Below are 25111 nucleotides of genomic sequence, written 5' to 3'. Positions count from 1 at the left end.
CGTGTCGGTACACGGCTGTGTCACTGCTCGTAATTCGCGAGGGCCAGGCCGAGGCCGAAGAACGTGGGCGCCCACTCCCCGATGAAGATGCCCCACCGATCCGCCCGCTCGACGTCCTCGCGGCTGTTGGAAGCGAGCCACGATGCGAGCGACAGGCCGATGGACAGAGTGGCCGCCAGGTAGGCATGTTCGCTCTTCACGCCTGCGGCATGCAGCTTCTTGACGATCATGACGAAGTCTCCTTCTGGTCATTCCGGGAGAAGCGCTCGAGCCTCCGAAGAGGTCTGTGACGAGTCGAACCTACTCCCGGACTGCACGGAGGGCGGCTTGCGTAATTTATGCATTGTTTTGGTGTTTCATGTGGTTACCGGCAACCTTCGGTTGCGCGCAAGGATGCCGGACCGGAGGAAAGCTGCCGGTCCGGCATGCGTCGCAACTCAGCTGCACGTACAGGGGGAGCTGCCCGACCCCTGGTAGGCGTCGAGTTCCACGTGGAAGGGGCCGCTTCCCGTGGCGGTCCTGGTGAAGGTCAGGCTCTCGTCGGTATCCACTCCGTCGGGAATGGCGCGGAGGATGGTGACGCGCCGAGCTCGACGACCCTGCGCAATCCGGCGCCGACGTTGACTCCCACGTCATGTTCAGGCCCAGTGGACGCCGAGGTCGGCCAGAGCGGCCCGCTGTGCCTGGTCGAGCCGGTCGCGGCGTTGCTTCTGGTTGGCGAGCCATACCGCGACGCAGTGGATGTCCCCGTCGGGCGTTTCCTGCACACCGGCGCGCCCCGGCAGGGCGCCCTCCCGCGCGATGTACTGCTGGAGGGCCGCAAGGCCTTTCTGGACGCCGCGCCCCGGAGGCGAGGAACTGGGCGAGCTCAGGGGGGCAGGCCCAATGCATACGGGTGGCGGTCTCTTGCAGCTCGGGAGATCCGTCCGCACCCGGGGCCTGAGCGAACCGGCCGCGAGCGGACACTGTCGTCGAGTTGTCGCCGTGATCCGGAATGGGGTGGCGTACCCGCCCGAGGCGGTAGATGAGAAATCTCTCCTCCTTCATTCATGCGTTCGATGGGGGCGGCAGACTGGCCGGATGGTGCTTCGGAAGGTCGGCGTGGCAGTCGCTGCTCTGTGCGCCCTTACGGCCGTAGGGGCAGTGATCGGGCTTGGGTGGTCCAGTGACGGCGATCCGCCATCTCTGGGCCCTGAGATCGTGGTACCCCTATCGGAGAGCAGTGGTGAGCCGTCTTCGCCTCCGTCGCGGTCCGTCGTACCTTCCGCCGCTCCACCGCCGTCAGCCGTGGCGTCGACTCCGTCGCCTGCCCCGACTTCGTCGGCCCAACCCGGAGGCCGGCCGGTCCCGAGGCCGTCGCCGCCCCGCAGCGATGACGGTGCCAGCCCTTCTCCCAGTGCCGGCTGGCGAGCCAGGACCGGGAGCGATGACGATGGTGACGACGGCGGCAGCGACGGGTGAGAGGGCGTCGTCGGATGCCGAGCGCCCGGTCACGCATCGTGGGAATGATGCTGCTCCTGGTCGCCACGACGTTGGCCGTGCCGGCGTTCGGCATCACGCTGATCTGGCAGGTCAGGCTCGACGCCGAGATGGATGATCAACTGCGCAGTGAAGCGGACAAGTTGCGCCGGTTCGCACATACGGCGCGGGAGCCGGCCACCGGGGAGCCGTTCGTCGACGGGGCGTCGCTGCTGACCGAGTTCATGACCGTCAACCTGCCGCGCCGGGAGGAGGCGTTCTTCAGTCTCGTCGACGGCCGAGCCGACCGGCGCAGCCCCAACGCGGTACCCACGCGCTTGGACCAGGACGCAGCTGTGGTCGCGCGGCTGTCGAAGGGGAGCGGCACGCGGATCGGCTGGCTCGACTCGCCGGCCGGGCGAGTGCGCTACGGCGTCGTCCCGGTGCGGGTGGCGGGGGACCGGCACGACACGCGTCTGGTGATCGTGGAGTTCCGGGATCGGCAGACGCGGGAGGAACGGTGGCTCGCGAAGATGTTCCTGACTGCGGGGGGCGGAGGACTGGTGCTCGCGGCCGCGGCGAGCTGGCTGGTGGCCGGCCGGGTGCTGGCGCCGATTCGCCTGGTGCGGCAGACCGCCGAGCGGATCGGAGAGTCCGACCTGACAGAGCGGCTGGAGGTGGCGGGAACTGACGACGTGGCGGCGCTGGCACATACGTTCAATAGCATGCTGGACCGGCTGGAGAGCGCGTTCACCACCCAGCGCCGTTTTCTCGACGAAGTGGCGCACGAGCTGCGCACCCCGATCACGGTGATCCGGGGCACTCTGGAGCTGGTGGAGGACGGGGCGGACGATCCGGCGGCGACCCGAGCCCTGGTAGTGGACGAGTTGGACCGGATGACCCGGATCGTGGAGGACCTGCTGCTGCTGGCCAAGGCGGAGCGCCCGGACTTCCTCGCGTTCGGCGAGACGAACCTGACGGACCTGGTGGTCGACGTGGTCGCCAAGGCCCGGGCGCTGGGTAACCGGCACTGGCGGGTGGCACAAGTGTCGGAGGCCACGCTCTTTATCGACGGCCAGCGGCTCACCCAGGCGCTGATGCAGCTTGTGGCGAATGCCGTGCGCCACACCCGCGCCGGGGACCTCATCGAGGTCGGCTCCCAGCTCCGCGAAGGCCGCCTGCTGCTGTGGGTGCGGGATGCGGGGCCGGGGGTCGGGCCGCAGGACCGGGAGCGCATCTTCGAACGCTTCGCGCAAGCCGGCCGAGTTGTCTCGGCCGACGGGTCGAGCCCGGGCATCGGGCTCGGCCTCGCCATCGTCCTGGAAATCGCTCAGGCGCACGGCGGCACGGCCTGGGTGGAGGACGCCGAGGGCGGCGGCGCCCGATTCGTGATCGCGCTGCCCGCCCACACTTCCTGGCAGAAAGGACACCATGAACCGGGTACTCATAGCGGAGGACGAGGCCAGGATCGCCGCCTTCGTGCAACGGGGCCTGCAAAGCGCTGGTTTCGTCACCACCGTGGTCGGTGACGGGCTATCCGCCTACGAGGAGGCCCGGGCGGGCGGCTGTGACCTGATGATCCTGGATCTAGGGCTGCCGGCCTGCGACGGATTCACAGTGCTGCGCAGGCTCCGCGAGGACCGGGTGACCCTCCCGGTGATCATCCTGACAGCGCGGGACAGCGTGTCCGACACGGTGGCGGGTCTGGAGGGCGGCGCCGACGACTACCTTTCCAAGCCGTTCGCCTTCGAGGAGTTGCTGGCCCGGGTACGGCTACGGCTGCGCGCGGACGGCGCCCCGGAAGCCTCACTGCTCAGAGCCGGTGACCTCGTACTCGATCTGCGCACCCGGCGGGCACACGTGGACGGGAGGGTGGCGGAGCTGTCCGCACGCGAGTTCGCGCTGGCCGAGGTGTTCCTGCGCCACCCCGACCAAGTGCTGACGCGGGAGCAATTGCTCAGCATGGTCTGGGGATTCGACTACGATCCCGGGTCCAACATCGTCGACGTCTACGTGCGCTACCTGCGACGCAAAGTGGGTGCCGACCGGGTGGAGACCATCCGTGGCGCCGGCTACCGGCTGCGCGCCTGACTACCGCCTCTGTCCACGCACAGAAGCTCATCTGCAAAGCCAAGGCGGCGGTGCCGCAGCCCACCTGGGGCACCCTCGCGTGTCATCCGGCTCGAGCCCATCCATCTTCGTGCGTACGCCGCCATCCGGCTGGGTACGTGGGCGCCTCCCGGCCCGCGCCCCGAACCGTTGTGGCGCGTCCGTGAGAGCACTCTCACAGGTAACCCACGACTAGCTCATGTATTCGCCACAGGCTCTCACCCATGACATCCACCCAGGATGTTTCAGAGCCAGGAGACATGAGCATGGACGACCTACTGAAGCGGGCCCGCTCCTTTCGACACCGCATAGCCCGCGAGAAGGAACTCTTCCGGGACTTCGCGCTCGGGCAGGGCCCGGCAACGCTGTTCATCACCTGCTCGGACTCGCGGGTCGTGCCCACACTGATCACCGCGGCCGCGCCGGGCGAACTCTTCGAGCTGCGCAACGCCGGCAACATCGTGCCGCCCTACCGGCCGGGCTACCGGTCGGGCGAAGCCGCCACCATCGAGTACGCGGTGGAGGTCCTGAAGGTCCGCGACATCATCGTGTGCGGACACTCGCACTGCGGCGCGGTAGGGGCCGTGGCCCGTGGTGAGGACCTGACCCATCTGCCCAGCGTGGCGGGCTGGGTGGACTTCGCCAGACCGGCACTGACCGGGCTGCTCGACATCCCGCCGAAGGACCCGGCGCTGCCGGACGCCGTACAGCGCCACGTCACCGCGCAATTGATGACGCTGCGTGGCTATCCGCAGATCGAGCGCGGCACGGCCGCGGGCCAACTGAGCCTGCACGGCTGGTTCTACCGGGTGGACACCGGGGATCTGTGGGAGCTCGACGAGACACGAGGTGTATTCGGCCAGCACTGAGACCACGCCCCCCTGCACGCGCACCGGGTGACCGGTGCGCGCGAAAGGAACACCCGTGCCCCTTGAACACACACGCTCCGCCGGCAGCGCACGCCACGCACGCCGGGGACCCGGCCGCTCGGCCCATAGCGCCGTCGGCCCGTCGGCCCGCCCGGCCTCCGCCGGCACGGACATCCTCGCTTCCCTCGTCGTCTTTCTGGTGGCGCTGCCGCTGTGCATCGGAGTGGCGGCCGCCTCCGGTGTCCCCATCGCCCTCGGCATCATCTCCGGGATCATCGGCGGCCTGGTCGTCGGCTTCCTGCCCGGCAGCAGCCTGCAGGTATCAGGGCCGGCCGCCGGCCTCGCCGGGCTCTGCCTGGAATTCACCACCGAGCACGGTCTGGCCCTGCTCGGCCCCGTCATCCTGGCCTCCGGCCTGATCCAGATGGGGCTCGGAGCGCTCAGACTGGGAAGTCTGTTCCAGTCCATCTCCCTGGCCGTGGTGCAGGGCATGCTCGCCGGCATCGGGCTGCCGCTCATGCTGAGCCAGAGTTACGCCGTCATGGACGCCAAGCAGCTCGGCTCGGCCATCAAGAACATCGGGGGCCTGCCGCACCTGGTCCAGTCCACCCTGGCCGATCCACACCGGCTGGCCGCCCTGTTTCTGGGTATCGGCTCGCTGGCGATCTGCTTCCTGTGGAAGAAGGTGCCCGCCCCCCTGTCCAAAGTGCCCGCTCCCCTGATCGCGGTCATGCTCGGCTCCGTCCTCGCCGCCCTGCCCGGCATCGAGGTCAAGCGGGTGGTCTTCGGCAGCCTGCTGGACGCGGTGAACTTCCCCGGACCGGACGCTTTCGCCGGCCTTGCCGACCCCGCGGTGATCACTATGGTGATCACCTTCGCCATCATCGCCTCCGCCGAAAGCCTCTTCAGCGCCGCCGCCGTCGACCGGATGCACGACGGGCCACGCACCAAGTACAACGCGGAGCTGTTCTCCCAGGGCATCGGCAACGTTCTGTGCGGGCTCCTCGGCTCACTGCCCATGACCGCAGTGATCGCCCGCAGCTCCGCCAACGTCCAGGCCGGCGCCAAGACCAAGATCTCCCGCGTGCTGCACGGCGGCTGGCTGCTCGGCTTCGGGCTGCTGCTGCCCGGCCTCCTCGGCCTCATTCCGGTGGCGGTGCTTGCCGGCATCCTCCTCCACGCGGGCTGGAAACTCTTCGACCCCACCGCCTTCCCGAAGATGTGGAAGACCGACCGCGGCGAGGGCATCGTGATGGTCATCACGACCGTCGCCATCGTGGCCGCCAACCTCCTCGAAGGCGTGCTCGCAGGCCTGGCCGTCGCCATCGTCCTGGTCGCCCTGCGCATGTCCAGGATCGCCTTCCGCACCACTTCGGTCGACAACACCGCCTGCCTGACCATGAGCGGCAACGCGACATTCCTGCGCCTGCCCAAGCTGATCGAGGCCCTGGACTCTGTCGCGGGCATGCTGCGCATCCATCTGGACCTCACCGCCGTGGTCCACCTCGACCTCGCATGCCGCAGCCAGGTGGAGGAATTCGCCGAACGACAGCGCAAGGCTGGCGCCGAACACGTGGAACTCCTCCTGCCGGGCACCCTGCCAGAGAAGACGACGGCACCCGACCACAGCCTCCTCGAAGGGGACTTCCCGGCAGGACCGGAACACCCGCAGGGTCAGACCGCGCAGTTCCCCGGCCCGATCCCCACACCGGCTGTCGGCCTGATCCCCGGTCAGCAGCACCCGGTCGCGGAGCCCTGGCCGCACGCCGCCGCCGGGGGTTGGCAGCACGGCGTCCCGATCCAGACAGCCGCGAACTACGCGGTGCTGGACCACGTGGTCTCCAACTACGGCGCCCCGCACGCGGCCTCGTACAACGCGGCCTACGGTGCCCCACACCCCGGCAGTTACGGCTACGGGCACGCCTACGATCCGCCGGAGGCCAGCCACTGGACCCCAGAGGACGAGCGTGCCGCCGAACGTGCCTACTGGGAAGGAACCCAACAATGAAGCGCCCGGTGCGCCTGCACCCCAGGCACACGAGGTGCGCGGGCTGCCAGGCCCAGTGGGACGAACCCGGTGCCCCGAACCACCGCTCGGCCCGTCCCCCCGCCCCCCGTCCGGAAGCCAAGAGGGAGGCACGCGGACCCCGCATGATCCCTCGCCAGCAGGGCAACGTCGTTGAGAACAATGGTCTCTTCGTGCTGCTGTGCGACCTCCATACGTTGCTCACCGCACCCGCGCACGCAGTAGGAACCGGGGCGAAGACAGCCGTCCAGCAGACCCTCCATCCGGCCACCGGGGTACTGGCGAAGCCTGTCCCGTTACGTCATCCGTACTGAGTCTGCGGGGAGCAGAAACGTGAGACGGGCGGGGGCGTGGACGGCCTCCGGCTCGCCGCGGCGATACATCCCACTCGACTGGCTACTGCCGGCCCACTCAGGATGCCGGCAACGCTGATGACACCTCTGCCACCAGCTGATCCTGTACGGCCCGGGCCAGGGGCACTTCAGCGGCACCTCCACGTTCCAACCCTCCTGCACCTCATGCACAACGGTAGGTCCTGCGCCCGACCTGGATGTCTCGCGAGGGGCGCCGTACGGATCCCGTACGGCGCCCCTCGCACCAGGCGGGCGCCGTGCGAGGCCGACGGCTGGGAGCTGCGGGAGGACGAGATCGCCCCGCGATGGGGGTGGCCCACTCCGGTGAGTCCCGGTCGTGCGGGGAGACGCTTCCGACGTGGTGCGCGTGGAAAAGCACCACGGCGGCGAGGTCGGTGAGGACGTCGCGATCCAAGGACCGGTGGGGGTGCGCCAGGACCGATCGTGGTCGGCGGGATGGAGCCAATCCATCTGCTGGTGAGGACGTCGTTGCGCGGGCTCAGGGTGAAGTGCTGGGGTGCCGCACGACGCAGGGCGTACGGGCCGCCGAGCTCGGGGCGGGCCCAGGCGGGGGCTTCGAGGGCGGCCTCGACGGCGAAGGTCTTGCCGGTGCTGGCCGGGCCGTGGACGACGCCGGTCGCGGCGTTGGCTCCGGGTCGGCGGTGGGGCCGATAGGTCCGAACAGGCTCGTGCTGGCCCTGGCGGCGAGCGCCGGTCGCGCTCGCGCTGCGTACGGGTCCGGCCGTCGCCTTCGGGCACCGGGCGGGGCTCGGCGGGCGGGGTGCCGTTGCCGGTCATCGGCGCGAGAGTGCGGCGGGCCTGGCGGGAGGCGCGGCGCCGCTCCCGGCCGAGACGTGTCGCCTCCGCGCGGGCGCGCTCGCGGAAGGCGTCGGTCTGGGCCGCGGTGAGTTGGCCGGTCGGGTAGGCGGCGCACAGGTGCGTCTCGCCGTCGTAGAACTCGATGCTGCGGTCGTCGTGCGGCATGTATCGGATCTGGACCTGCACCCTCCACAACCACATCCCCGACCTCAAACGGCTCCGTGTTTCCCGCGTTCCCACACAACTGGACGGTGGTTCCCGGTGACCTTCCGGTGCCGCTGCACGTGCGGCCTTGATCGCGTAGGCGGCCGCGCCGAGCTCGTGCGCGGCGACGTGGGCGACGGCCCCGGCCTGGCCGGCGGCGTACGCGGCAGGCCGTGCTGCCCCACGCAGGTCTCTGGCTGCCCCCATCGCATGGCCGCCCGCCGCGCGAGCCTGCATCATCTTGACCTCGCCACGCACCCAGGCCCGGGCTGCTCGATCGCCTGACGCGGTCGCGGGTCCCCAGGCTGGGCCGCCTCGAAGAGGCCAAGGACGTGCTCTGCACAGGCGGCGGCCCATAGAGGGAGGAGGCGATGATCCGCATCAGTGAGAGTCCCACCACGGCGGATCGTCACGAAGCGAGGGTCGCGGACCTTCGGGAGGATCATGACGTGCACTCCCTCCTGCGCACATCGGCGCCGCTCGCTGCGGTGTGTCCTGGCGGCCGGTCAGCCGCCTGGCGCAGGGAATGAAGGGTCCGGCAACAGAAGGTCACGGGGCCGGTACGTTCACGTCCATCCGTTCGAGCTTTCGCAAGCAGGGGCGTGTCACCGCGGTCTGCGCCACTACCTCGGAGTACCGGATCCAAATGAGGCACCCGCAGTGTGAATGCGTGCGGTGGTGGCACCGGATGGGTGTCAGCCGCGACCGGCACGGTCGGCGCCTCCTCCCGCAACTACGGGTTCTCGGCGCAGTCCGGCTGGACCGACACGGTCACCGGCGAGATCAACACGGCCGCCCGCTGGTACCAGCCCGGCATCGGCCATGGGGCGCCGGTGAGATGGATTTTACTCCCGAGAAATCGTATGTTCGCGTAAACATGCGACGCTTGATGCGGTATCAGGTGTGTCGAATCGTGGCAATTGGCATGGCCATGCCATGCGTGCCGCAGGACCGCCGGGCTACCCCCGCTCCGCACCACCTAGGAGGAGGAACCTTCGATGTTTGTGATGCGTCATACCCGCCGGCACTTAGCCGGCATCGCCGGGACCGCGATCCTGGCCGCTGCGCTCGCCGCGGCCTCCACCCTGCCCGCGTCGGCAGCCGGAAGCAGCGCTCAGGCGCAGGGTGTTGTCGAGAACGCGGGAGCGGCCGGGACCGTTCCCGGCAGTTACATCGTCATCCTGAAGGACTCTGCAGCCCGTTCCACGGATGCCGGGGGCAGGGCTGTGGTCAAGCGGTACGGCGCGAAGATCGACCGGACCTACTCCGCCGCCCTCAACGGCTACTCCGCCGAGCTCACGGCGGCGCAGGCCAGGAGGCTCGCGGCCGACCCGGCGGTGAAGTCCGTGGTGCAGAACAGTCTCGTCACACTCGACGGTGCCGCCACCACCCAGCCCAACCCCCCGTCGTGGGGTCTGGACCGCATTGATCAGCGGGTACTGCCGCTCAACCAAGTTTACAGCCCCGTGGATCAGGCCGGTGAGGGCGTGACCGCCTACATCATCGACACCGGTGTGCGGATCACTCACAGCGACTTCGGGGGCCGCGGCTTCGACGGCTTCGACGCCATCGACAACGACAACACCGCCCAGGACGGCAATGGCCACGGCACTCACGTCGCGGGCACCGTCGCGGGCTCCCTGTACGGTGTGGCCAAGAAGGCGAAGATCGTCGGCGTCCGCGTCCTCGATGACTCCGGATCCGGTACGGTCGCGCAGGTTGTCGCCGGCATCGAGTGGGTGACAGCCAACGCCGTCAAACCGGCCGTGGCCAACATGTCACTCGGCGGCCGTGCCAACTCCGCGCTCGACACCGCAGTGCGCAACTCCGTGGCCTCCGGCGTCACCTACGCCGTCGCGGCGGGCAACGAGTACACGGACGCGAGTACCAGGTCCCCGGCGCGCGTCGCCGAAGCCCTCACCGTGGGCGCCACCAACAGCAGCGACGCCAAGACCTCCTTCTCCAACTACGGCAGCAGTCTGGACCTCTTCGCGCCGGGCGCCTCCATCGTCTCGGCATGGAACACCGATGACCACGCCGCCAACACGATTTCCGGTACCTCGATGGCCGCCCCGCACGTCGCGGGTGCCGCCGCCCTCCACCTTTCGCAGCACCCGCACAGCAGTCCCGCAGAAGTCGCCGAGGGCCTCGCCGCCGTCGCCACCCGGGACGTCGTGACCGCCCCCGGACCCGGCTCCCCGAACCGGTTCCTGTACGTCGGTGACGGCGCCACGCCGCCACAGCCGGGCACCCGCTTCGAGAACTCGGACGACTACGTGATCGCCGACCACTCCACCGTCGAGTCGCCGATCACTGCCAGCGGGATCACCGCGCCGGCCGCCCTGCGCGTATCGGTCGAGATCCGGCACACCTGGGTCGGGGACCTGCGGGTCGACCTCGTCGCCCCGGACGGCACCGTCTACAACCTGCGCAACCACACCGGCGGCAGCGATGACGACATCGTCCAGACCTACCTGGTGGACGCCTCCGCAGTGGTGGCCGACGGCGTGTGGAAGCTCCAGGTCGCGGACCTTGCGACGGGCGACACCGGGAAGATCGACTCCTGGGCCCTCCTCTTCTGAGTGTGGGAGAGGGGCCTACGGCCCCCGCGGAACCGGATGAACAGGCGGGGACGGCCGCTCAAGCGGCCGTCCCCGCCGCGCCGTGGTGACTGCCGGACACCCCGCACGCCGCCTGCCTGTGGCATTCGGCCGGACAGTGCCGTCCGGACGCCCCTGGCCCGCGGCGCGCTCCGGACGAGGCGTGGCCCCGCTCCGGACGGCCTGCTCGAGGCGCGTCCGGAGCGGGGGAGGGGGTAGCGGGCGGTGGGGGACGGTCAGTCGATCGTCCAGCGTTGCAGCGCGGAGCCGCTGCTCTCCTGCTGGGTCACCGTGGCACCGTTGGAAGCCGCGGCGGCGGTGAGCAGGAGACCGCTGCTGGCGGAGGTGATGGTGTGTTCTCCGTCGTCGAGCGGGATGACTTTCCAGCGTTGGTCGGCCTGGTTGCCGCAAGTTCGTTGTACGACGACGGCGCCGGGGCCACCGGTCACTTCCGCGCACTTCCCGGACGTCTTGTTGGTCATGGTGTAGGAGCCGTCGGACTGCCGGGTGAACGTCCAGGTCTGGCTGCTGCCGCGGTTCGGCGCCCACAGGACCAGTCCGGTGCCGTCGGACGTGGAGCCGCCCGGGTTGTCCAGTGCCTTGCCGCCGGTTTCGACGCTGTGCGCGCCCTCCACGACCTTCACGGTGCCGGGCCAGGGGATGCCGGGCGCGGCGTGGTAGCCGATCCCTGCCGCGGACCAGCGCGTTCCGTGCTGGGCCAGGCGCTGGCGAAAGTCCTTCCAGTCACGGGCCGACTGGGGTGTCCATCCGACCTCGGCGAGGGCGGGGAGGCGGGGGTAGCTCATGTAGTCGGCGTATGCGTGGGGCTCGGGCCAGCGAGTGCTCGGGGTCGGCAGGGCGTCGCTTCCCTCGTAGGCGCGGTCGGCCCACAGGGCGGCCTCGACGCCGGCGATCTGCCGGGCCGGGACGATGGAGCCGGTGCCGTCGGGCTTGGCGGTGCTCGTCGCCGGGTCCCACTCGTAGGACTTCTGCACCGGCACGTATCCGGACCAGCTCACACCGTAGGGGGTGGAGACGTCGTACTTCATGTCCAGGTAGGCATGGTCGGAGGGGGACATGACGAACTTGGCGCCCTGGGCGACGCCGTTGCGCACGAAGCGGATGCTCTCGGTCTCCCGCGGGGTGCCGATGCTCTCCCGGTCAGCGGCCTCGCCCCAGAACTGCATGATGCTGCCGGAGGGGACCTCGGCCTGACCGAGCTGGTGCCAGCCCATCACGGTCTTGCCCCGCCCGGTGGTCGCCTCGGTGGCAGCCTTGACGTAGGCGCCGTACTGCTCCTGGGTGGCCTGGGGGGTCTCGTCGCCTCCGAGATGGATGTAGGGACCGGGGGTGAGCCTGGCCACCGCCTTGATGACGGTCCGCAGGAACCTGCTCGTGGTGGCCGTGTGCTCCTTGTCCTCCAGGCAGTAGAGGCTGATGCCGACGTCGAAGCCGGAGTAGGGGGGTTTCGCCTTGTCGTCACAGTTGAGTTCGGGCACCGATGCCAGGGCGGCCTGGGTGTGTCCGGGGCCGTCGATCTCGGGCACCACGGTCATGAAGCGGGACGTGGCGTGGGCGACGATCTCTTTGTAGTCCGCCGCCGAGTAGTACCAGTTGGTGCCGCCGGTGAAGCCGCTCTGGGTGCTGGCACCCACCTTGGTCAGGTTCGGTATGGCGTCGATGGCGATGCGCCAGCCCTGGTCGTCGGTCAGGTGCAGGTGAAGAGTGTTGATCTTGTATGCGGCGGCCTGGTCGATGTAGCGCTTGACCTGTTCCACCGGGTAGAAGCGGCGGGCGACGTCCAGCATCACGCCCCGGTACCCGTACCGGGGGGAGTCGGTTATCTGTACGGGCGAGACGGTCCACGGGCGGGGCTGTCTGTTGTGGGACTCCACCTCGGCCGGGAGCAGCTGGCGCAGCGTCTGGACTCCTCGGAACAGGCCCTCCGCCCCGTGCGCCCTCACGACGACACCATGCTTTCCGGACGACAGGGTGTATCCCTCGGCCCCAAGGCTCTTGGGGCCGTTGGGGTCCAGGACGACGGCGTTCTTCCGTGCCTGTGTGTCCCTGACGACCGGCAGGGTGTAGCCGGTCGCGGGGGCGAGCATCTTCGACACGTAGGTGCCGACGCCCAACGCCGCGGGGCTCTTCGACAGGACCGCGATCGGGGTCCGGTGGGTGAGGGTGAACCCCTGGCCCTGCACCGCCTGCTGCGAGACCGGTCGTGGAACGAGGGCGTAGGGGGCGGGGTGGGGCGTGGGGGAAGTGGTCGCCGCTTGAGAGGCAGCGGTCGGCAGCGGGAGGGTGAGGAGGGCTGTGGCGAGGACGGCGAGGTGACGGCCTCGACGGCGCAACCAGCGCATCGTTGACTCCTTCGGACGGGAAGGCGGGAGGGCAGCACACCAGGTGGTGGGCCGCCAGGGGGTGCGATGCGCGCGGGCGAGGGCAAACGCTGGCGCGCACGGCTCGTACGTCGGAATCGGCCCCTGGGGGCCCATTCCGACGCGTCACGGGCAACGCGCGTCCCCCGCCAGGATCATGACGCTGCGAGCCACTTGTGGTGCGGCGGGGGATCATGCGACGCGCGACGCGCGACTGAGCGCAGATCTTGCTTGTAGTTGCTCCTAATCGCCGACTTGCAAGCAACTTGAGCCAAAAGGTGTCAGTGGGAGAAGGGAGCGTCAAGACCTACGGCGTCGTAGCTTTCCTTCATTCGGAGGACCCGGGACCAGGGCGGGGTCCCAGGGCGCGATGCCGTCGCCCGCCACTGCATCCCGCACCCGCCGGCGCGCCCTGGCGGACCGTCCGGTGTGGTGGCTACCCGCGCGTGCGTGCGTTTTGCAGGTCCCTGGCGAGAAGTGCCGCCCCCACGCGGCCCGCCGATTCGCCGAACCCCGCGAGCCGGAGTTCCGGTACGGCCGGTGAGCCGAGCCGACTGACGAGGGCCTCCCGCAGGGTTGCGAGCAGCGAGGCACCTGCCTCGGCCAGCTCGCCACCGACGACCAGCCGATCTGGCGCGTACCGGCCGATCGCCGCCGCCAGTACGTCGGCCAGGGCCGCCATGGCCTCTCCGCAGATGGCGCGGGCGGCCGGGTCCCCGGCGTCGGCACGGTGATACACCTCGCGGGCGCCGACGCCGCGCCATCCGGTCGCCCGTGAGTACCGGCGCGTGACGGCGGCGGACGAGGCCACCGTCTCCAGGCATCCCCACCCGCCGCAGTGGCACGGGTCGCCTCCCGGCCGGACCTCGGTGTGGCCGAGCTCCTCCGCCCCGTAACGGTTGGTGAGGACCCGATCGGCGAGGACGACCGCCGAGCCGATTCCGTCGCCCACCGAGACGAACAGGAAGTCCCCGCAGTCCTGGCCGGCCCCCGCACGTGCCTCGGCGAGCCCGGCTGTGCGCCCGTCATGTCCGACGGCCACGGGGAGGTCCAGGTGCTCGGCCACCCAGTCCCGGACAGGGATGTCCCGCCAACCCAGCGCAGGGGCGTGCACCGCCCGGCCGGAGGTCTCGTCGACGGTGCCGGGGAGGATGACGCCCGCGGCGGTGGGACGACAGCGCTCGGCAAGCGTGGCCGCACAGGTGAGGACCGTCTCGAGGACGGCGTCCGGCCCCCGTTCGGGACGGGTGAACCAGCGTTCCCTGTTCCGTGGGACGCCGTCCGGGCCCAGGACACACCCCTTGATGTAGGTGGCGCCCGCCTCCAGTGCGCTCACGGTCCCGTGGGCCGCGCGTGCGCGTCGTGCCGTGTGGTCCCTGGGCCGGGTCGGTGCGGTCCGCGTGCTGGGTTCACCGCGTGCAGCTGTGTTCCTCATTCCTCGCCTCAGGTGGATCCGGTGGGGGCAGGGAAGGGCCCGCCCCCTACTGGCCGGGGGTGTGGGCGCAGGGGGCGGGCGGCTGTGGGGGCTATTTGACGGATCCGGCGGTGAGGCCGGAGACGACCTTCCGCTCGATGAGCGCGAAGAGGATGACGACGGGCACGATGGCGATGACCGAGCCGGCGAACAAGTAGTTCCACTGGACGCTGTAGTTGCCGATGAAGCCGTTGATACCGACCGTCAGCGGCTGGCTCTCCGGAAGGGTGGAGAGCGTCAGGCCCATCACGAACTCGTTCCAGGCTGCGATGAAGGTGAAGATCATCGCAGTGACGACCCCCGGCATCGCGAGCGGCAGGGTGATCCGCAGCAGCGCCCCTCCCCGTCCCAGCCCGTCGATCATGGCGGATTCCTCGAGGGCCTCGGGGATGGAGGCGAAGTAGGCGGTGAGGATCCAGATCGCGAAGGCGAGGTTGAAGGCCGCGTTGCACAGGATCAGGGTCCATACCGAGTTGAGCATGCCCAGTTGGTAGAACTCGCGGTAGAGACCGACCAGCAGAGAGGTGGGCTGGAACATCTGGGTGATGAGCACGAGCAGGAGGAACAGCTTGCGGCCGCGGAACCGCATGCGCGCGGTGTAGTACGCGGCGGGCACGGCGACCAGCAGGACGAGCAGGGTGGATCCCGCCGCGACCAGCAGTGTGACCCGGAGGTTGTCCCCGAGGTGGGACTCGCGCCACACGTTGACGAAGTTCGCCCACTCGAAGCCGGCCGGCAGGTAGGTGGCGTCGCGCAGCTCGTGCGCCGGCCGCAACGCGGTGATCACCATCTCCGCGTACGGCACCAGGAACAGGGCTGCCAGCAGCCAGGCGACGGCGGTGACCAGCAGGGTGCGCGGGCGCGTCGTGCGGGGGGCCCGTGAGGCGCCGCTGCGTGTGCCGCGCGCAGGGGGTCGCGTTGCCGAGGCGGGCGGGGCGGTCTTCTCGGGGGTGAGGGCGGTCTGGGCCATCAGCTCTCCTCCTGGTTCCAGCGGCTGGCCTTGAGGAAGACGACGACCATGACCACGACGAGGGCGAAGTTCACGACGGACATGGCGGCGGACTGGCCGATGTCGGAATTCTTCAGCTGGTACATGAAGACGGTGGTGGTGGCGGTGGCGCTGTCCGGGCCGCCGCGGGTCATGCTCCAGATGATGGGGAAGGAGTTGAAGACGTTGATGAGGTTGATGACGACTCCCACGAGGAAAGCCGGTCTCAACAGCGGCAGGGTGATGCGCAGATACGTCTGCCAGGTGCTGGTGCCGTCCACCTTGGCGGCCTCGTAGATCTCGCCGGGGATGGTCTGCAGTCCCGCGAGCAGGGTGTACGTGGTGAACGGCAGCGAGACGAAGACGGCGACGAACATCATCCAGGGCCAGGCCGTCGAGGGGTCACCCAGCCAGTCCTTGGGGCCGTCGATGATTCCCAGGTCGGCCATCAGCGTGTTCAGGACGCCCGAGGTCTGATTGAGCATCCACTTGAAGCCGATGGCGGTCATCACGACCGAGGCGGCCCAGGGAGCGATGAGGGCCCAGCGGGTCACGCGGCGGCCGGGGAAGCGCTGGTTGAAGAGCTGGGCCAGCGCCAAGGAAAGCACCATGGTGGAGGTGACCACCACCACGGTCCACAGGACGGTCGACAGGACGACCGAGGGCAACGAGGGCTCATCGAACAACTGCTCGTACTTGTCGAACCCCGCCGAGCCCCGGACGAACCCGCTGCTGCTGATCCGGAGAAAGGAGGTGCGGACCATCTCGTAGACCGGCCAGAGCACGACCAGGACGATGAGCAGGAGGGCCGGCCCGATCCAGGGCAGCGGCCCCAGCCGGGCCAGGCCGCTCCGGCCCTTGCGGCCGGAGCGGGCGGTGGATGAAGTGGTGGACACGAGGAAGCCTTCCGTGACAGTGCGGTGCGCGGGGCCTACTGGTCGGAGATGGTTTCCTCGGCCTTCTTCTGCAGTTCGCCCAGTACCTTGGCCGGGTCGTTCACGGCTGTTCCGCCGCTCTTCTTGATCTCGGCCGAGATCGCGTCCCAGGCAGTGTCGCCCAGCGGGTAGAAGACCGCGTTCGGCAGCAGAGTGAAGAAGGGCTCGAGGTCCTTGTGCTTGCCGCTGCCGGTCATCTCCTTGAGGGTGTCCTCGGTGACGGGCATCAGGTTGTACATCTCGTCGAACTTCAGCGTGTTCTCCCTGGAGTACGCGAAGTCGAGGAACTTGCGGATTTCTTCCTTGTGGCCGTTGTCCTTGAACGCCATCATCCAGTCGGCGACGCCCAGCGTGGAGGCCAGTGCGCCCGTCTTCCCGGGGATCGGCACGACGCCGTAGTCGACCTTGCCGTCCTTGGACATCTGGATCAGGGAGGGGTGGCCGTTGAGCATCGCGGCCTTGCCGGCGGCGAAGTCCGCGAACGCGGTCTTGCGGTCCGTCGTCGCGGGGTTGGCGTAGGTCAGGCCGGGCTCGACGAGGTTCGTCTTCAGCCAGGTGAACGACTCGATGTTGGGCCGGCTGTTCAGCGTGTACGTTCCCTTGGCGTCCGTGAGGCCCCCGCCGTTGCCGAGCTCCCAGATCAGCGACTCGCCCTGGGCCTCCTCGGGACCGAGCGGCAGCGCGTAAGGGGTCACGCCCGGCACCTTCGCCTTGATCTTCTCGGCAGCGGCCTTGAGGTCGTCCCAACTCTTCGGCGCCTCTGTGATGCCGGCCTGGGCGAAGACCGTCTTGTTGTAGAAGAAGGCCCGAGCCGAGGAGACGAACGGTATGCCGTACTGGGTGCCATCGACCTCACCGGCCTTGGCGAAGCTGTCGATCAGGTTGGCGCGGGTGCTCTCCGACAGCACCTCCTCCGCCTTGTACAGCAGGTCGTCGGCGACCTTCTCGGCGTACCCGCCGGTCTGCAGGACGTCCGGGACGTTGCCGCTCTGGATCATCGTCTTGACCTGGGAGTCGATGTCGTTCCAGTTGATCACCTGGACATCGACCTTGATCCTCGGGTTGGAGGCGGTGAACCGCTGCGCGACGTCCTTCCAGTAGGCCGTGGAGCTGTTCGAGGCCTTGTCGCCGTAGTCGGCTGCCACCAGCTTCAGCGTCACGTCCCTGCCGTCCGACGCGCCGCCACCGCCGCCGCCGCAGGCCGTGAGGGTGAGCGCCCCGGCAATACCGGTGCAGGCCGCCACCACGAGCAACCGCTTGTTCATCGTCAGTACCGCCTTGTCTCCTGGCCGCTCACGATGACGCGGCCCAGTGGGGTCTGTGATCAGCAGAATTCGGAGCGTCTTGCGTGGGAATGAAGGATCAATCGGCTTTTCGCTCATGAACGAGCATCTGCTGTGGGCAAAGTAAACAGGAGGGAGCGGGCTCGAAACCAGGCCTGTTACGTAAAAAGTGCTAACCAGCCAGTCGTCGCCCCTCGGCGGACCCTGCGCGAGGGAAGGCCGCAGCTCTGTCCGGGGTCAACCGGAGGTCGGGGAGTGCGGTGGCTCTGGCCGGAAGGGCGTGACGCACCAAGAACGCCTGGGTGCCCGGCGGTTGCCGCAACACGTCGGCGCCGGCGTCCCCGCGCGCGGGCAGGCCGGCGGGGTCGGAAGGGGGGTGGGCCGGGCGCGCGCAGGGGCCACCTGGAAGTGTTCACGGGGCGCCGACGCACGCAGGAGTGGTGCGAAGCGGCGCGCGCGTCGTCGCGTCACCGTGCCGGTGGACTGTGGGTTCGTGGCCGGTGGCGAGGGCAGGGAGAGTTCCGTCGGCACATCGAGGCGGTGGATGCGCGGTTCGCGGACTCGCGGAATGCGCCCCTCGTGCCCGTGGGCTGCGTTGCCGCACGGGCCGGCCAAGGGCTTTGGCCGGTCATCCCGGTGGCGCGGGGGCGTCAGACGATGACGACCTCGATGCCGGCTTCGGTGAACCGCGCGGCCATGTCGGGGTCCAAGCCGGAGTCGGTGACGAGGGCGTCGATTCCCTCCAGGCCGCAGATCCTGGCAAAGGCGCGCTTGCCCATCTTGGACGAGTCCGTCGCGAGGATCACCTTCCGGGCGCGCTCGGCGAAGAGCCTGCTGATACCGGCCTCGTCCTCGTGGTGCGTCATGACGCCCAGCTGCGGGTCCACTCCGTCGACACCGAGCACCGCGACGTCGAGCACCACCTGGTGCAACACGCCTTCCGTCAATGGGCCGACCAGCTCATAGGTCTGGGGGCGTGCCACACCGCCGGTCACCACGATCTTGAACTGCGGGCGGACCGCCAGTTCGCCGGCGATGTTCAGGGCATTGGTGACGATCGTGTACCTCGGTCCGGACGACCCCTCCCCGCGCTCGGTGGTTCCCGCGCGCGCCCGGAGCACCAGCGCGCGGGCCACCTCGGTGGTGGTGGTGCCGCCGTTGAGGCCGATGACGTCCCCCTCGCCGAGCAGGTCTGCCACGGCGCTTGCGATGCGCTGCTTCTCCGAGACCCGGCGGGAGGACTTGTAGCGCAGTGGGAGCTCGTAGGAGACGCCGTGAGCGATCGCCCCGCCTCGCGTGCGGACGAGCAGCTTCTGCTCGGCCAGCTCGTCGAGATCGCGTCGGATGGTCGCCGGTGACACCGCGACCGTGGCGGCCGCATCTTCCACTTCCAGTTTGCCGTCGACCGCGAGCAGCTCCAGCAGCTTGCTCCACCGTTCCTGCTTGGACATGCGCCGCTTCCCCTCCGTGCTCTGGACAACCGAACCGCGCAGTGGAGGACGGACCGCCGGAGGCGCCCGCTCGCCGCCCCCGAGGGGCATGCGCGAAGTTGATCGTAACGCCAGGGCTCCGCACATCGCAGGGCGTGGGTGATTTGTGCACGCCAGGCAAGGTCCGGGCGTCGACTGGGCGTCGAACCCCTGGACGCGGACGGCCCGAGCGCGGATACTTCGCTCACGGAGCATGCGCGAAGTCGTTCACTTCTCGATCCAATCACGCAAACCCAGTCACTAGGATGGTTCGATATCGATGGATGGAAGTAGCCACTCGGCCTTGGCCGGAAATCTTCCCGCACTCGGCATCCGGGGCGAAGCCGCCGAATCCCTGTCGGGCAGGGCCCGGATTCCGGAACCGCTGAGCCGGACGAGGGACGTCCACCTCCGCACCTCGGGGCCGCCCATGTCCGATGCAACCCGTGAGGAGGAGTGCGTGATCGCTCTGGACGTGGGGGGCACCGGTATGAAGGGGGCGCTTCTCGACCAGGGCATGCGTCCGCTGGACACCACCCACCGACCTACCCCGCGCGCAGACGGACCACCCGCGGTCCTGGATGCCATGGTCGACACCCTGCTCGCCCTGAACCGGATGGCGGTCGGACGGGGGCTGTGGGTGCGCCATGCCGGTGTGGTGGTCCCCGGCATCGTCGACGACGAGCTCCAACGAGCCGTCTGGTCGGCCAACATCGGGTGGCGCGACCTTCCCCTCGCCGCCCTCCTGGAGGAACGTTCCGGACTGCCTGTCACGCTGGGCCACGACGTTCGCGCGGGTGGCGCAGCCGAGTGCGCGCTGGGGGCCGCCCGCGGCGCGCGGAACGTGCTCTTCGTGGCGATCGGCACCGGCATCGCCGCGGCACTCGTTTGTGACGGCGAACCGATTCGGGCCGGCGGGTACGCCGGCGAACTCGGCCACGTCGTTGTCGAATCCGGGGGAGAGGCGTGTGCGTGCGGTGGCTCCGGCTGCCTGGAGACGGTCGCGTCCGCCGCCGCCGTCGCCGCTGCCTACGCCGCGCGCACCGGCCGGTCCGTGGCCGGCGCCGCCGATGTCGCGGCCCTGACCGCGCAGGGCGACCCCGCGGCGCGAGCAGTATGGGCGCGCGCTGTGACCGGACTGGCGGACGCGCTGGCAACCGCCACCGCCCTACTCGCACCCGAACTGGTCGTCCTCGGCGGCGGTCTCGCCGAGGCCGACCGGCTCTTGCTCGACCCCGTGCGCGCCGGTTTGGAGGCGCGTCTCACCTTCCACCGCCGCCCCCGCATCGTCCGAGCCGAACTGGGGGACCGGGCCGGATGCCTCGGCGCGGGTCTCGCCGCCTGGCAGGCGGCCCACCGGACGGGGGCGCCCGCCCGATGATCCTCGCCGTCACCCTCAACGCCGCCCTCGACGTCACCTGGGGCGTCGACGCCCTTGAACCCCGCAGTTCCCACCGCGTCGAGACCACGAACGAACGGGCGGGCGGCAAGGGAATCAACGTGGCCCGCGTCCTCGGCGCCCTCGGCCACACTCCTGTGGCGACCGGACTCGCGGGCGGGGCCACCGGCCGCCTGATCCGCGACGGACTGCGCACCGCCCGTATCCGGGACGCGTTCGTCGAAGTAGCAGGCGATTCGCGCAGGACCCTCACCGTCGTCTCGCGGGACGACGGCGACGCCACGGTCTTCAACGGGCGAGGACCGTACGTGACCCCCGCAGAATGGCACCTCTTCTCCCGGCACTACGCCACCCTGGTCACCCGGGCGCGTGTGGTCGTCCTGAGCGGCAGCGCCCCGCCCGGCCTCCCGGAGGACGCCTACGCCCAACTGATCGCCACGGCCGCGGCGGCCGACGCGCTCACCGTGCTCGACACCAGCGGCCCCTCCCTCCTCCACGCGCTGGAGGCCCGCCCTGACGTGGTCAAACCCAACGCGGTCGAGATCGTGGACGCGACGGGTCGCGAGGACCTCGCGCGGGCCGCCGCCGAGCTGCGCACGCGAGGGGCCCGCGCGGTCGTCGCGTCCGCCGGCCCGTCGGGCCTGTACGCCATCACGCCCGGGGGCGCCTGGCGAGCGACGCCCCCCGAGCGGCTCGCGGGCAACCCGACCGGCGCCGGCGACGCCTGCGTGGCCGCCATCGCCGCCGGTCTGGAGGCCGGCCTCGCCTGGCCGGACATCATGCGCGAGGCGGTGGCCCTCTCGGCCGCCGCGGTTCCCTGCCCGGTCGCCGGAGACGTGGACGCCGCCCTCTACCGCCGATTCCTCCCGGAAGTCTCCGTCGAGGAGGCGCCGTCCCGCAGCCCTGACCCTCTGAACCCCCGCCGTCCGAATTGACGGTCAAAGGCAGACTGATTGCGCGTTCATGCTTAGTAGGCGCAAGATCCAAGCAGTTATTGCCATGTGGTACGCCGTGAGCCAGCACGCTGAGCCACCGGACCCCCTTAGCCACTTCAAGCGCAAGGACTTTCGTGTGACCACCTTCGAAACCTCCCGCACCTCGGTCGAGATCGCCTCGCAGCCCGAGACCTGGGAGCGGGCCGCCCGGTCCGCCCGCTCCCACACCGAGGTCCTGCCCCGGCGCGGAGAACGCGTCGCCGTGGTCGGCTGCGGCACTTCCTGGTTCATGGCCCACGCCTACGCGCAGTTGCGCGAGAGCGGTGGCCACGGTGAGACCGACGCGTTCGCCGCCTCCGAGTTCCCCGGCGCTCGCGCCTACGACCGGATCGTGGCCCTCACCCGCTCCGGCACCACCACCGAGGTCCTCGACCTGTTGACGAAGGTCAAGGGCAGCACCGCGACCACCGCCATCACCGCCGACCCGGACACGCCCGTCATGACGGCTGCCGACCGTGTCGCCGTACTCGACTTCGCCGACGAGGAATCGGTCGTCCAGACCCGCTTCGCCACCACCGCGCTCGTCCTGCTGCGCGCACACCTGGAGGCCGAAGGCGCCCTGCCGGCCGGGGTACGCCCGCTCGCGCGGGCCGTCCAGGACGCCCGGCGCGCCCTCGACCTCCCGCTGAACCCCGAAGTGAGCGCCGCCGAACAGTTCACGTTTCTTGGAACAGGGTGGACCTACGGCCTCGCCCTCGAAGCGGGCCTGAAGATGCGCGAGGCCGCCGGAGCCTGGACTGAGGCCTACCCCGCCATGGAGTACCGCCACGGGCCCATCAGCATCACCGGCCCCGGCCGCGTCACCTGGCTGTTCGGTCCCGCCCCCCAGGGCCTCGCCGCGGACGTCGCGCGGGTTGGGGGGCTCTTCAACTCGGCCTCGACGGAGGCGTCCGACGCCCTCGATCCGCTCGCGGACCTGATCGTCGCCCAGCGCCTGGCCGTGCTCCTTGCCGAGGCCCGGGGCTACGACCCCGACCGCCCCCGCAACCTCACCCGCTCCGTGATCCTCGGCAACGCCGCCTGAGGCGCGGGGCCCCTGCCGTTCGCGGGCCGGGGCCCACCCGGCCGCGACGCCGGCGCCGACGTCCCCTCTGGGCGCCTAACCAACAGTTGACGTGGAGAAACCCTCATGCCCCTGACAACAACCGACGACATCGTCGGTCCCGCGCACGCCGACGCCTACGGCGTCGGGGCGTTCAACGTCGTGCAGATCGAACATGCCGAAGCCATCGTCGCCGGAGCCGAGCGGGCGGCCGTTCCCGTCATCCTCCAGATCAGCGAGAACACCGCCCGATACCACGGCTCACTCGCCCCGATCGGACTGGCCTCCCTGGCCCTCGCCCGAGAGTCCTCCGTACCGGTGGCGGTCCACCTGGACCACGCCGAGTCCGCCGACCTCGTCCACGAGGCCGTCGAACTCGGCTTCACCTCCGTCATGTTCGACGCCTCCAAACTCCCCTACGACGCCAACGTTGCCGCCACCCGGGACATCACCGAGTACTGTCACCGGGCCGACGTATGGGTCGAGGCCGAACTGGGAGAGGTCGGCGGTAAGGACGGCGCACATGCCCCCGGCGTCCGCACGGACCCCGACGAAGCAAGCGCTTTCGCCAAGGCCACGGCCGTCGACGCCCTGGCCGTCGCCGTGGGCAGCTCACACGCCATGCTCACCCGCGACGCCAACCTCGACTTCGAGCTCATAGCACGCCTGCGCGACGCGCTCGACGTACCACTCGTCCTGCACGGCTCCTCCGGCGTCGACGACGCCGACCTCGCCAAGGCCGTCGCCGCAGGAATGACGAAGGTCAATATTTCCACCCACCTCAACAAGCTCTTCACCCGCACCGTGCGGGACCGTCTGCGAACGGCCCCCAACGTCGCCGACCCGCGCACGTACCTGGGCCCCGCACGGGACACGGTCGCGGCCGAGGTGGCCCGTCTGTTGGGAATCCTCGCCGCCCGCTGACCACGACCCAGCGCCGCACCGCCAACCATGCACGAGCTCGTTAGGGCTCGCAGAGAATCAACATGCTGACTTGATCTCTGTGGGGTTGCTGTTCGTGAGGAACGCGGTGACGTCGGCGGGTGTGCGGAACCTGGCTGTCGAAGGTCGAACGGTGCAGCCGTGGTCGGCGAGGAGCGGCTGGATTTGGTGAACGGCCCTGGTGATGGTGCTGCCGTTGACGCCGAAGAGCTGGGCGATCAGGTCTCGTGTTCCGAGTTTGCGCAGGTAGAGAATGGTGGCCAGGACTCGGTCGGCGGTGGTCAACTTGTCCTTGGCGCCGGCTCCGCGAGCCCGGATACGGTCTCCTCCTCGCTGCTGTGACCGCCCGTGTTCACGGAGCTCATCGAGTTTCTGAGACAGCTGGTCGACGAGTTCGTCCAGTGCCGGTTCGGTCATGCCGGTCAGCTCCGGGTTGCGCAGACCGCCGGCGCGGGACTGAGGCGGCAGGCCCTCGGCTGACCGCGGGTCCTCGGTCGCGCCGGCCGTGTCACCGTGTTGTGGATGGAGGGTGCAGTTCCAGTCGCCGTGGAAGCGGTGGCGGTGCATGGGTAGTGCGTCGATGTCTGTGTCGGTGACCTTGATGCCGGTGTCGTAGGTGCCCGGGTCGAGTTCCGCGTGGACTCTCAGCCCAGTGTGGGTAGTGGTCGCCTTGATGCTGTTCACGATGACGTCGTGGCTGGTCAGGGGCCTGCCGCGCCAGTTCATGGAGATGTGGGAGAACAGCCGGTGCTCGATCTTGTTCCACTTCGAGGTGCCCGGAGGCATGTGGCAGACCGTGATCTCCAAGCCCGTCTCGGCGGCCGGGGCGGCAAGTTCGGTCTTCCGGGCGCGGGTGCGGTATCCGTTGGAGCCGCCCGCGTCCGCGGTGATCAGCAGCCGGGCGGCCTGAGGGTAGTCGTGGCTGCCACGGGCTTGCCACCAGCGGCGGATCGAGGCAACGGCGAAGGCTGCCGTGTCGTGGTCGGTGCCGACACTGACCCAGCCGGTGTTCGCGGCGACGTCGTAGATCCCGTACGGGATCGCCTTGCCGGGTCCCTGCCGGTCCAGGAAGTCATGGGTCTTGACCTGGGCGGGAGCTCCCTTCGGCTCCCACTCACGGCCCCTGTTCTTGTAGGGGCCGACCAGTTCCTTCTTCTTGGTGTCCACGCTGATCACCGGGTCGCCGGCGCCCATGTGTTCCTTGGCCCGGTCGTTGATGCAGTGGAACTGTGCATCCCGGTCGGGATGCTGGGCGCCCTCGAGGGTCTTGGCGTTGGCCTGGAGGCTGAATCCCTCCTCCCGCAGAAGGTCGGCGACGGTATCCGCCGAGACACGGTGGCCCTGCCTGGTGAGCTCGTCGGCGAGCCTGCGGGTGGACTTCGTCGTCCAGCGCAGCGGCGACATCGGATCCCCGCGCATGCCGGGCTCGACCAGCGCCAACAGCGCAGGCCGCAGTTCTGGATCCACCTCGGCCGCCCGCTTGCGCCCGCCACCTGGGCGGCGGACCCGGCCCAGCGGTTCCGCCCCGTCCTCCAACTCGTCCACGCCCTTGCGGACTGTGGTCTCGCTGACTTGGGCCGCCTGGGCGACCGCCCGGATCCCGCCGTGTCCCAGGATCCGGGCCTCAGCCCCCATCAGCAGACGGCGCTGCCGCTCGTCCAGATGTGGGAACAACACTGCGAACTTCAGGCCGAGTTGATCACGGACCTCGCCAGATATGCGCATACCACACCAACGAGTTGAACCGTGGGAAGCAACACCTTGA

Annotated in this window: 18 protein-coding genes and 1 pseudogene; 9 read left to right on the top strand and 10 right to left on the bottom strand. The window is 69.6% G+C overall.

Translation table 11 applies throughout. From position 1 onward, the window contains the following. Positions 1 to 20: 20 nt before the first annotated feature. Together OG373_RS03960 and OG373_RS03955 are read right to left on the bottom strand one after the other, a co-directional pair. Positions 21 to 230, bottom strand: a complete 210-nt coding sequence (locus OG373_RS03960) for a hypothetical protein (RefSeq protein ID WP_328787040.1) — start codon at positions 228 to 230, stop codon at positions 21 to 23. Between the two features lie 408 nt (positions 231 to 638). After that, complete coding sequence (locus OG373_RS03955; RefSeq protein WP_328787039.1) at positions 639 to 767, bottom strand: hypothetical protein; 129 nt, start codon at positions 765 to 767, stop codon at positions 639 to 641. 741 nt (positions 768 to 1508) lie between these two features. Between OG373_RS03955 and OG373_RS03950 the strand changes: the two genes are divergently transcribed. From OG373_RS03950 to OG373_RS03935, 4 genes are all read left to right on the top strand, one after another. Next, positions 1509 to 2987: a sensor histidine kinase gene (locus OG373_RS03950; RefSeq protein WP_405435867.1), complete on the top strand. Its 1479-nt coding sequence runs from the start codon at positions 1509 to 1511 to the stop codon at positions 2985 to 2987. Next, positions 2890 to 3549 (top strand): response regulator transcription factor, encoded by a 660-nt coding sequence (locus tag OG373_RS03945; RefSeq protein ID WP_328787038.1) that lies wholly within the window; start codon positions 2890 to 2892, stop codon positions 3547 to 3549. Before OG373_RS03950 ends, OG373_RS03945 begins: the two co-directional genes overlap by 98 nt. A gap of 284 nt (positions 3550 to 3833) precedes the next feature. Next, positions 3834 to 4436, top strand: a complete 603-nt coding sequence (locus tag OG373_RS03940; RefSeq protein ID WP_405435865.1) for a carbonic anhydrase — start codon at positions 3834 to 3836, stop codon at positions 4434 to 4436. Between the two features lie 55 nt (positions 4437 to 4491). Next, complete coding sequence (locus tag OG373_RS03935; RefSeq protein ID WP_405435863.1) at positions 4492 to 6444, top strand: SulP family inorganic anion transporter; 1953 nt, start codon at positions 4492 to 4494, stop codon at positions 6442 to 6444. 1445 nt (positions 6445 to 7889) lie between these two features. On the opposite strand, the pseudogene OG373_RS03930 reads toward OG373_RS03935, so the two are convergent. Next, positions 7890 to 8284, bottom strand: a pseudogene (locus tag OG373_RS03930) (putative immunity protein); the annotation flags it as partial. 552 nt (positions 8285 to 8836) lie between these two features. Between OG373_RS03930 and OG373_RS03925 the strand changes: the two are divergent. Beyond that, positions 8837 to 10420, top strand: a complete 1584-nt coding sequence (locus OG373_RS03925) for a S8 family serine peptidase (protein ID WP_405435861.1) — start codon at positions 8837 to 8839, stop codon at positions 10418 to 10420. Between the two features lie 254 nt (positions 10421 to 10674). Here OG373_RS03925 and OG373_RS03920 read toward each other — a convergent pair whose 3' ends face one another. The 6 genes from OG373_RS03920 to OG373_RS03895 all read right to left on the bottom strand — a co-directional run bounded on the left by OG373_RS03920 (position 10675) and on the right by OG373_RS03895 (position 18950). Next, positions 10675 to 12801, bottom strand: a complete 2127-nt coding sequence (locus OG373_RS03920; protein ID WP_328787035.1) for a family 20 glycosylhydrolase — start codon at positions 12799 to 12801, stop codon at positions 10675 to 10677. A 454-nt stretch (positions 12802 to 13255) separates the two neighbouring features. Further along, positions 13256 to 14155 (bottom strand): ROK family protein, encoded by a 900-nt coding sequence (locus tag OG373_RS03915; protein ID WP_405435860.1) that lies wholly within the window; start codon positions 14153 to 14155, stop codon positions 13256 to 13258. Positions 14156 to 14345: 190 nt separating this feature from the next. Further along, the gene (locus OG373_RS03910) at positions 14346 to 15263 is read right to left on the bottom strand and encodes a carbohydrate ABC transporter permease (protein WP_328787033.1); all 918 of its coding nucleotides are present in this window, start codon (positions 15261 to 15263) and stop codon (positions 14346 to 14348) included. Next, positions 15263 to 16177: a sugar ABC transporter permease gene (locus tag OG373_RS03905; protein WP_328787032.1), complete on the bottom strand. Its 915-nt coding sequence runs from the start codon at positions 16175 to 16177 to the stop codon at positions 15263 to 15265. The genes OG373_RS03910 and OG373_RS03905 overlap by 1 nt, the downstream gene beginning before the upstream one ends. A gap of 35 nt (positions 16178 to 16212) precedes the next feature. Further along, positions 16213 to 17481, bottom strand: a complete 1269-nt coding sequence (locus tag OG373_RS03900; RefSeq protein WP_405435859.1) for an extracellular solute-binding protein — start codon at positions 17479 to 17481, stop codon at positions 16213 to 16215. A gap of 668 nt (positions 17482 to 18149) precedes the next feature. Further along, positions 18150 to 18950: a DeoR/GlpR family DNA-binding transcription regulator gene (locus OG373_RS03895; RefSeq protein ID WP_328787030.1), complete on the bottom strand. Its 801-nt coding sequence runs from the start codon at positions 18948 to 18950 to the stop codon at positions 18150 to 18152. A 448-nt stretch (positions 18951 to 19398) separates the two neighbouring features. Between OG373_RS03895 and OG373_RS03890 the strand changes: the two genes are divergently transcribed. From OG373_RS03890 to OG373_RS03875, 4 genes are all read left to right on the top strand, one after another. Continuing rightward, a complete protein-coding gene (locus OG373_RS03890) occupies positions 19399 to 20349 on the top strand; it encodes an ROK family protein (protein WP_328787029.1) in 951 nt (316 codons plus the stop codon). After that, a complete protein-coding gene (locus OG373_RS03885; RefSeq protein WP_405435858.1) occupies positions 20346 to 21302 on the top strand; it encodes a 1-phosphofructokinase family hexose kinase in 957 nt (318 codons plus the stop codon). The genes OG373_RS03890 and OG373_RS03885 overlap by 4 nt, the downstream gene beginning before the upstream one ends. Positions 21303 to 21438: 136 nt before the next feature. Then, entirely contained in the window at positions 21439 to 22386 is a 948-nt protein-coding gene (locus OG373_RS03880) for a sugar isomerase (RefSeq protein WP_328787027.1), read from the top strand. A gap of 105 nt (positions 22387 to 22491) precedes the next feature. Beyond that, complete coding sequence (locus tag OG373_RS03875) at positions 22492 to 23328, top strand: class II fructose-bisphosphate aldolase (RefSeq protein WP_328787026.1); 837 nt, start codon at positions 22492 to 22494, stop codon at positions 23326 to 23328. Positions 23329 to 23385: 57 nt separating this feature from the next. Here OG373_RS03875 and OG373_RS03870 read toward each other — a convergent pair whose 3' ends face one another. Next, positions 23386 to 25071 carry an ISAzo13 family transposase gene (locus OG373_RS03870; protein ID WP_405435856.1) on the bottom strand — a complete coding sequence of 562 codons (1686 nt, stop codon included), beginning with the start codon at positions 25069 to 25071 and terminating at the stop codon, positions 23386 to 23388. Between the last annotated feature and the right edge of the window lie 40 nt (positions 25072 to 25111).

This window comes from Streptomyces avidinii (assembly GCF_045161815.1).
Classification (GTDB): domain Bacteria; phylum Actinomycetota; class Actinomycetes; order Streptomycetales; family Streptomycetaceae; genus Streptomyces; species Streptomyces avidinii.
The sequence above is the reverse complement of the archived record's forward strand: the minus strand, read 5'-3'. Positions and strand labels throughout refer to the sequence as shown.

Coding starts and splice junctions, on each gene's coding strand:
- OG373_RS03960 (WP_328787040.1), bottom strand. CDS start 230: ATGATCGTCAAGAAGCTGCATGCCGCAGGCGTGAAGAGCGAACATGCC.
- OG373_RS03950 (WP_405435867.1), top strand. CDS start 1,509: ATGCTGCTCCTGGTCGCCACGACGTTGGCCGTGCCGGCGTTCGGCATC.
- OG373_RS03945 (WP_328787038.1), top strand. CDS start 2,890: ATGAACCGGGTACTCATAGCGGAGGACGAGGCCAGGATCGCCGCCTTC.
- OG373_RS03940 (WP_405435865.1), top strand. CDS start 3,834: ATGGACGACCTACTGAAGCGGGCCCGCTCCTTTCGACACCGCATAGCC.
- OG373_RS03925 (WP_405435861.1), top strand. CDS start 8,837: ATGTTTGTGATGCGTCATACCCGCCGGCACTTAGCCGGCATCGCCGGG.
- OG373_RS03920 (WP_328787035.1), bottom strand. CDS start 12,801: ATGCGCTGGTTGCGCCGTCGAGGCCGTCACCTCGCCGTCCTCGCCACA.
- OG373_RS03910 (WP_328787033.1), bottom strand. CDS start 15,263: ATGGCCCAGACCGCCCTCACCCCCGAGAAGACCGCCCCGCCCGCCTCG.
- OG373_RS03900 (WP_405435859.1), bottom strand. CDS start 17,481: ATGAACAAGCGGTTGCTCGTGGTGGCGGCCTGCACCGGTATTGCCGGG.
- OG373_RS03895 (WP_328787030.1), bottom strand. CDS start 18,950: ATGTCCAAGCAGGAACGGTGGAGCAAGCTGCTGGAGCTGCTCGCGGTC.
- OG373_RS03890 (WP_328787029.1), top strand. CDS start 19,399: ATGTCCGATGCAACCCGTGAGGAGGAGTGCGTGATCGCTCTGGACGTG.
- OG373_RS03885 (WP_405435858.1), top strand. CDS start 20,346: ATGATCCTCGCCGTCACCCTCAACGCCGCCCTCGACGTCACCTGGGGC.
- OG373_RS03875 (WP_328787026.1), top strand. CDS start 22,492: ATGCCCCTGACAACAACCGACGACATCGTCGGTCCCGCGCACGCCGAC.
- OG373_RS03870 (WP_405435856.1), bottom strand. CDS start 25,071: ATGCGCATATCTGGCGAGGTCCGTGATCAACTCGGCCTGAAGTTCGCA.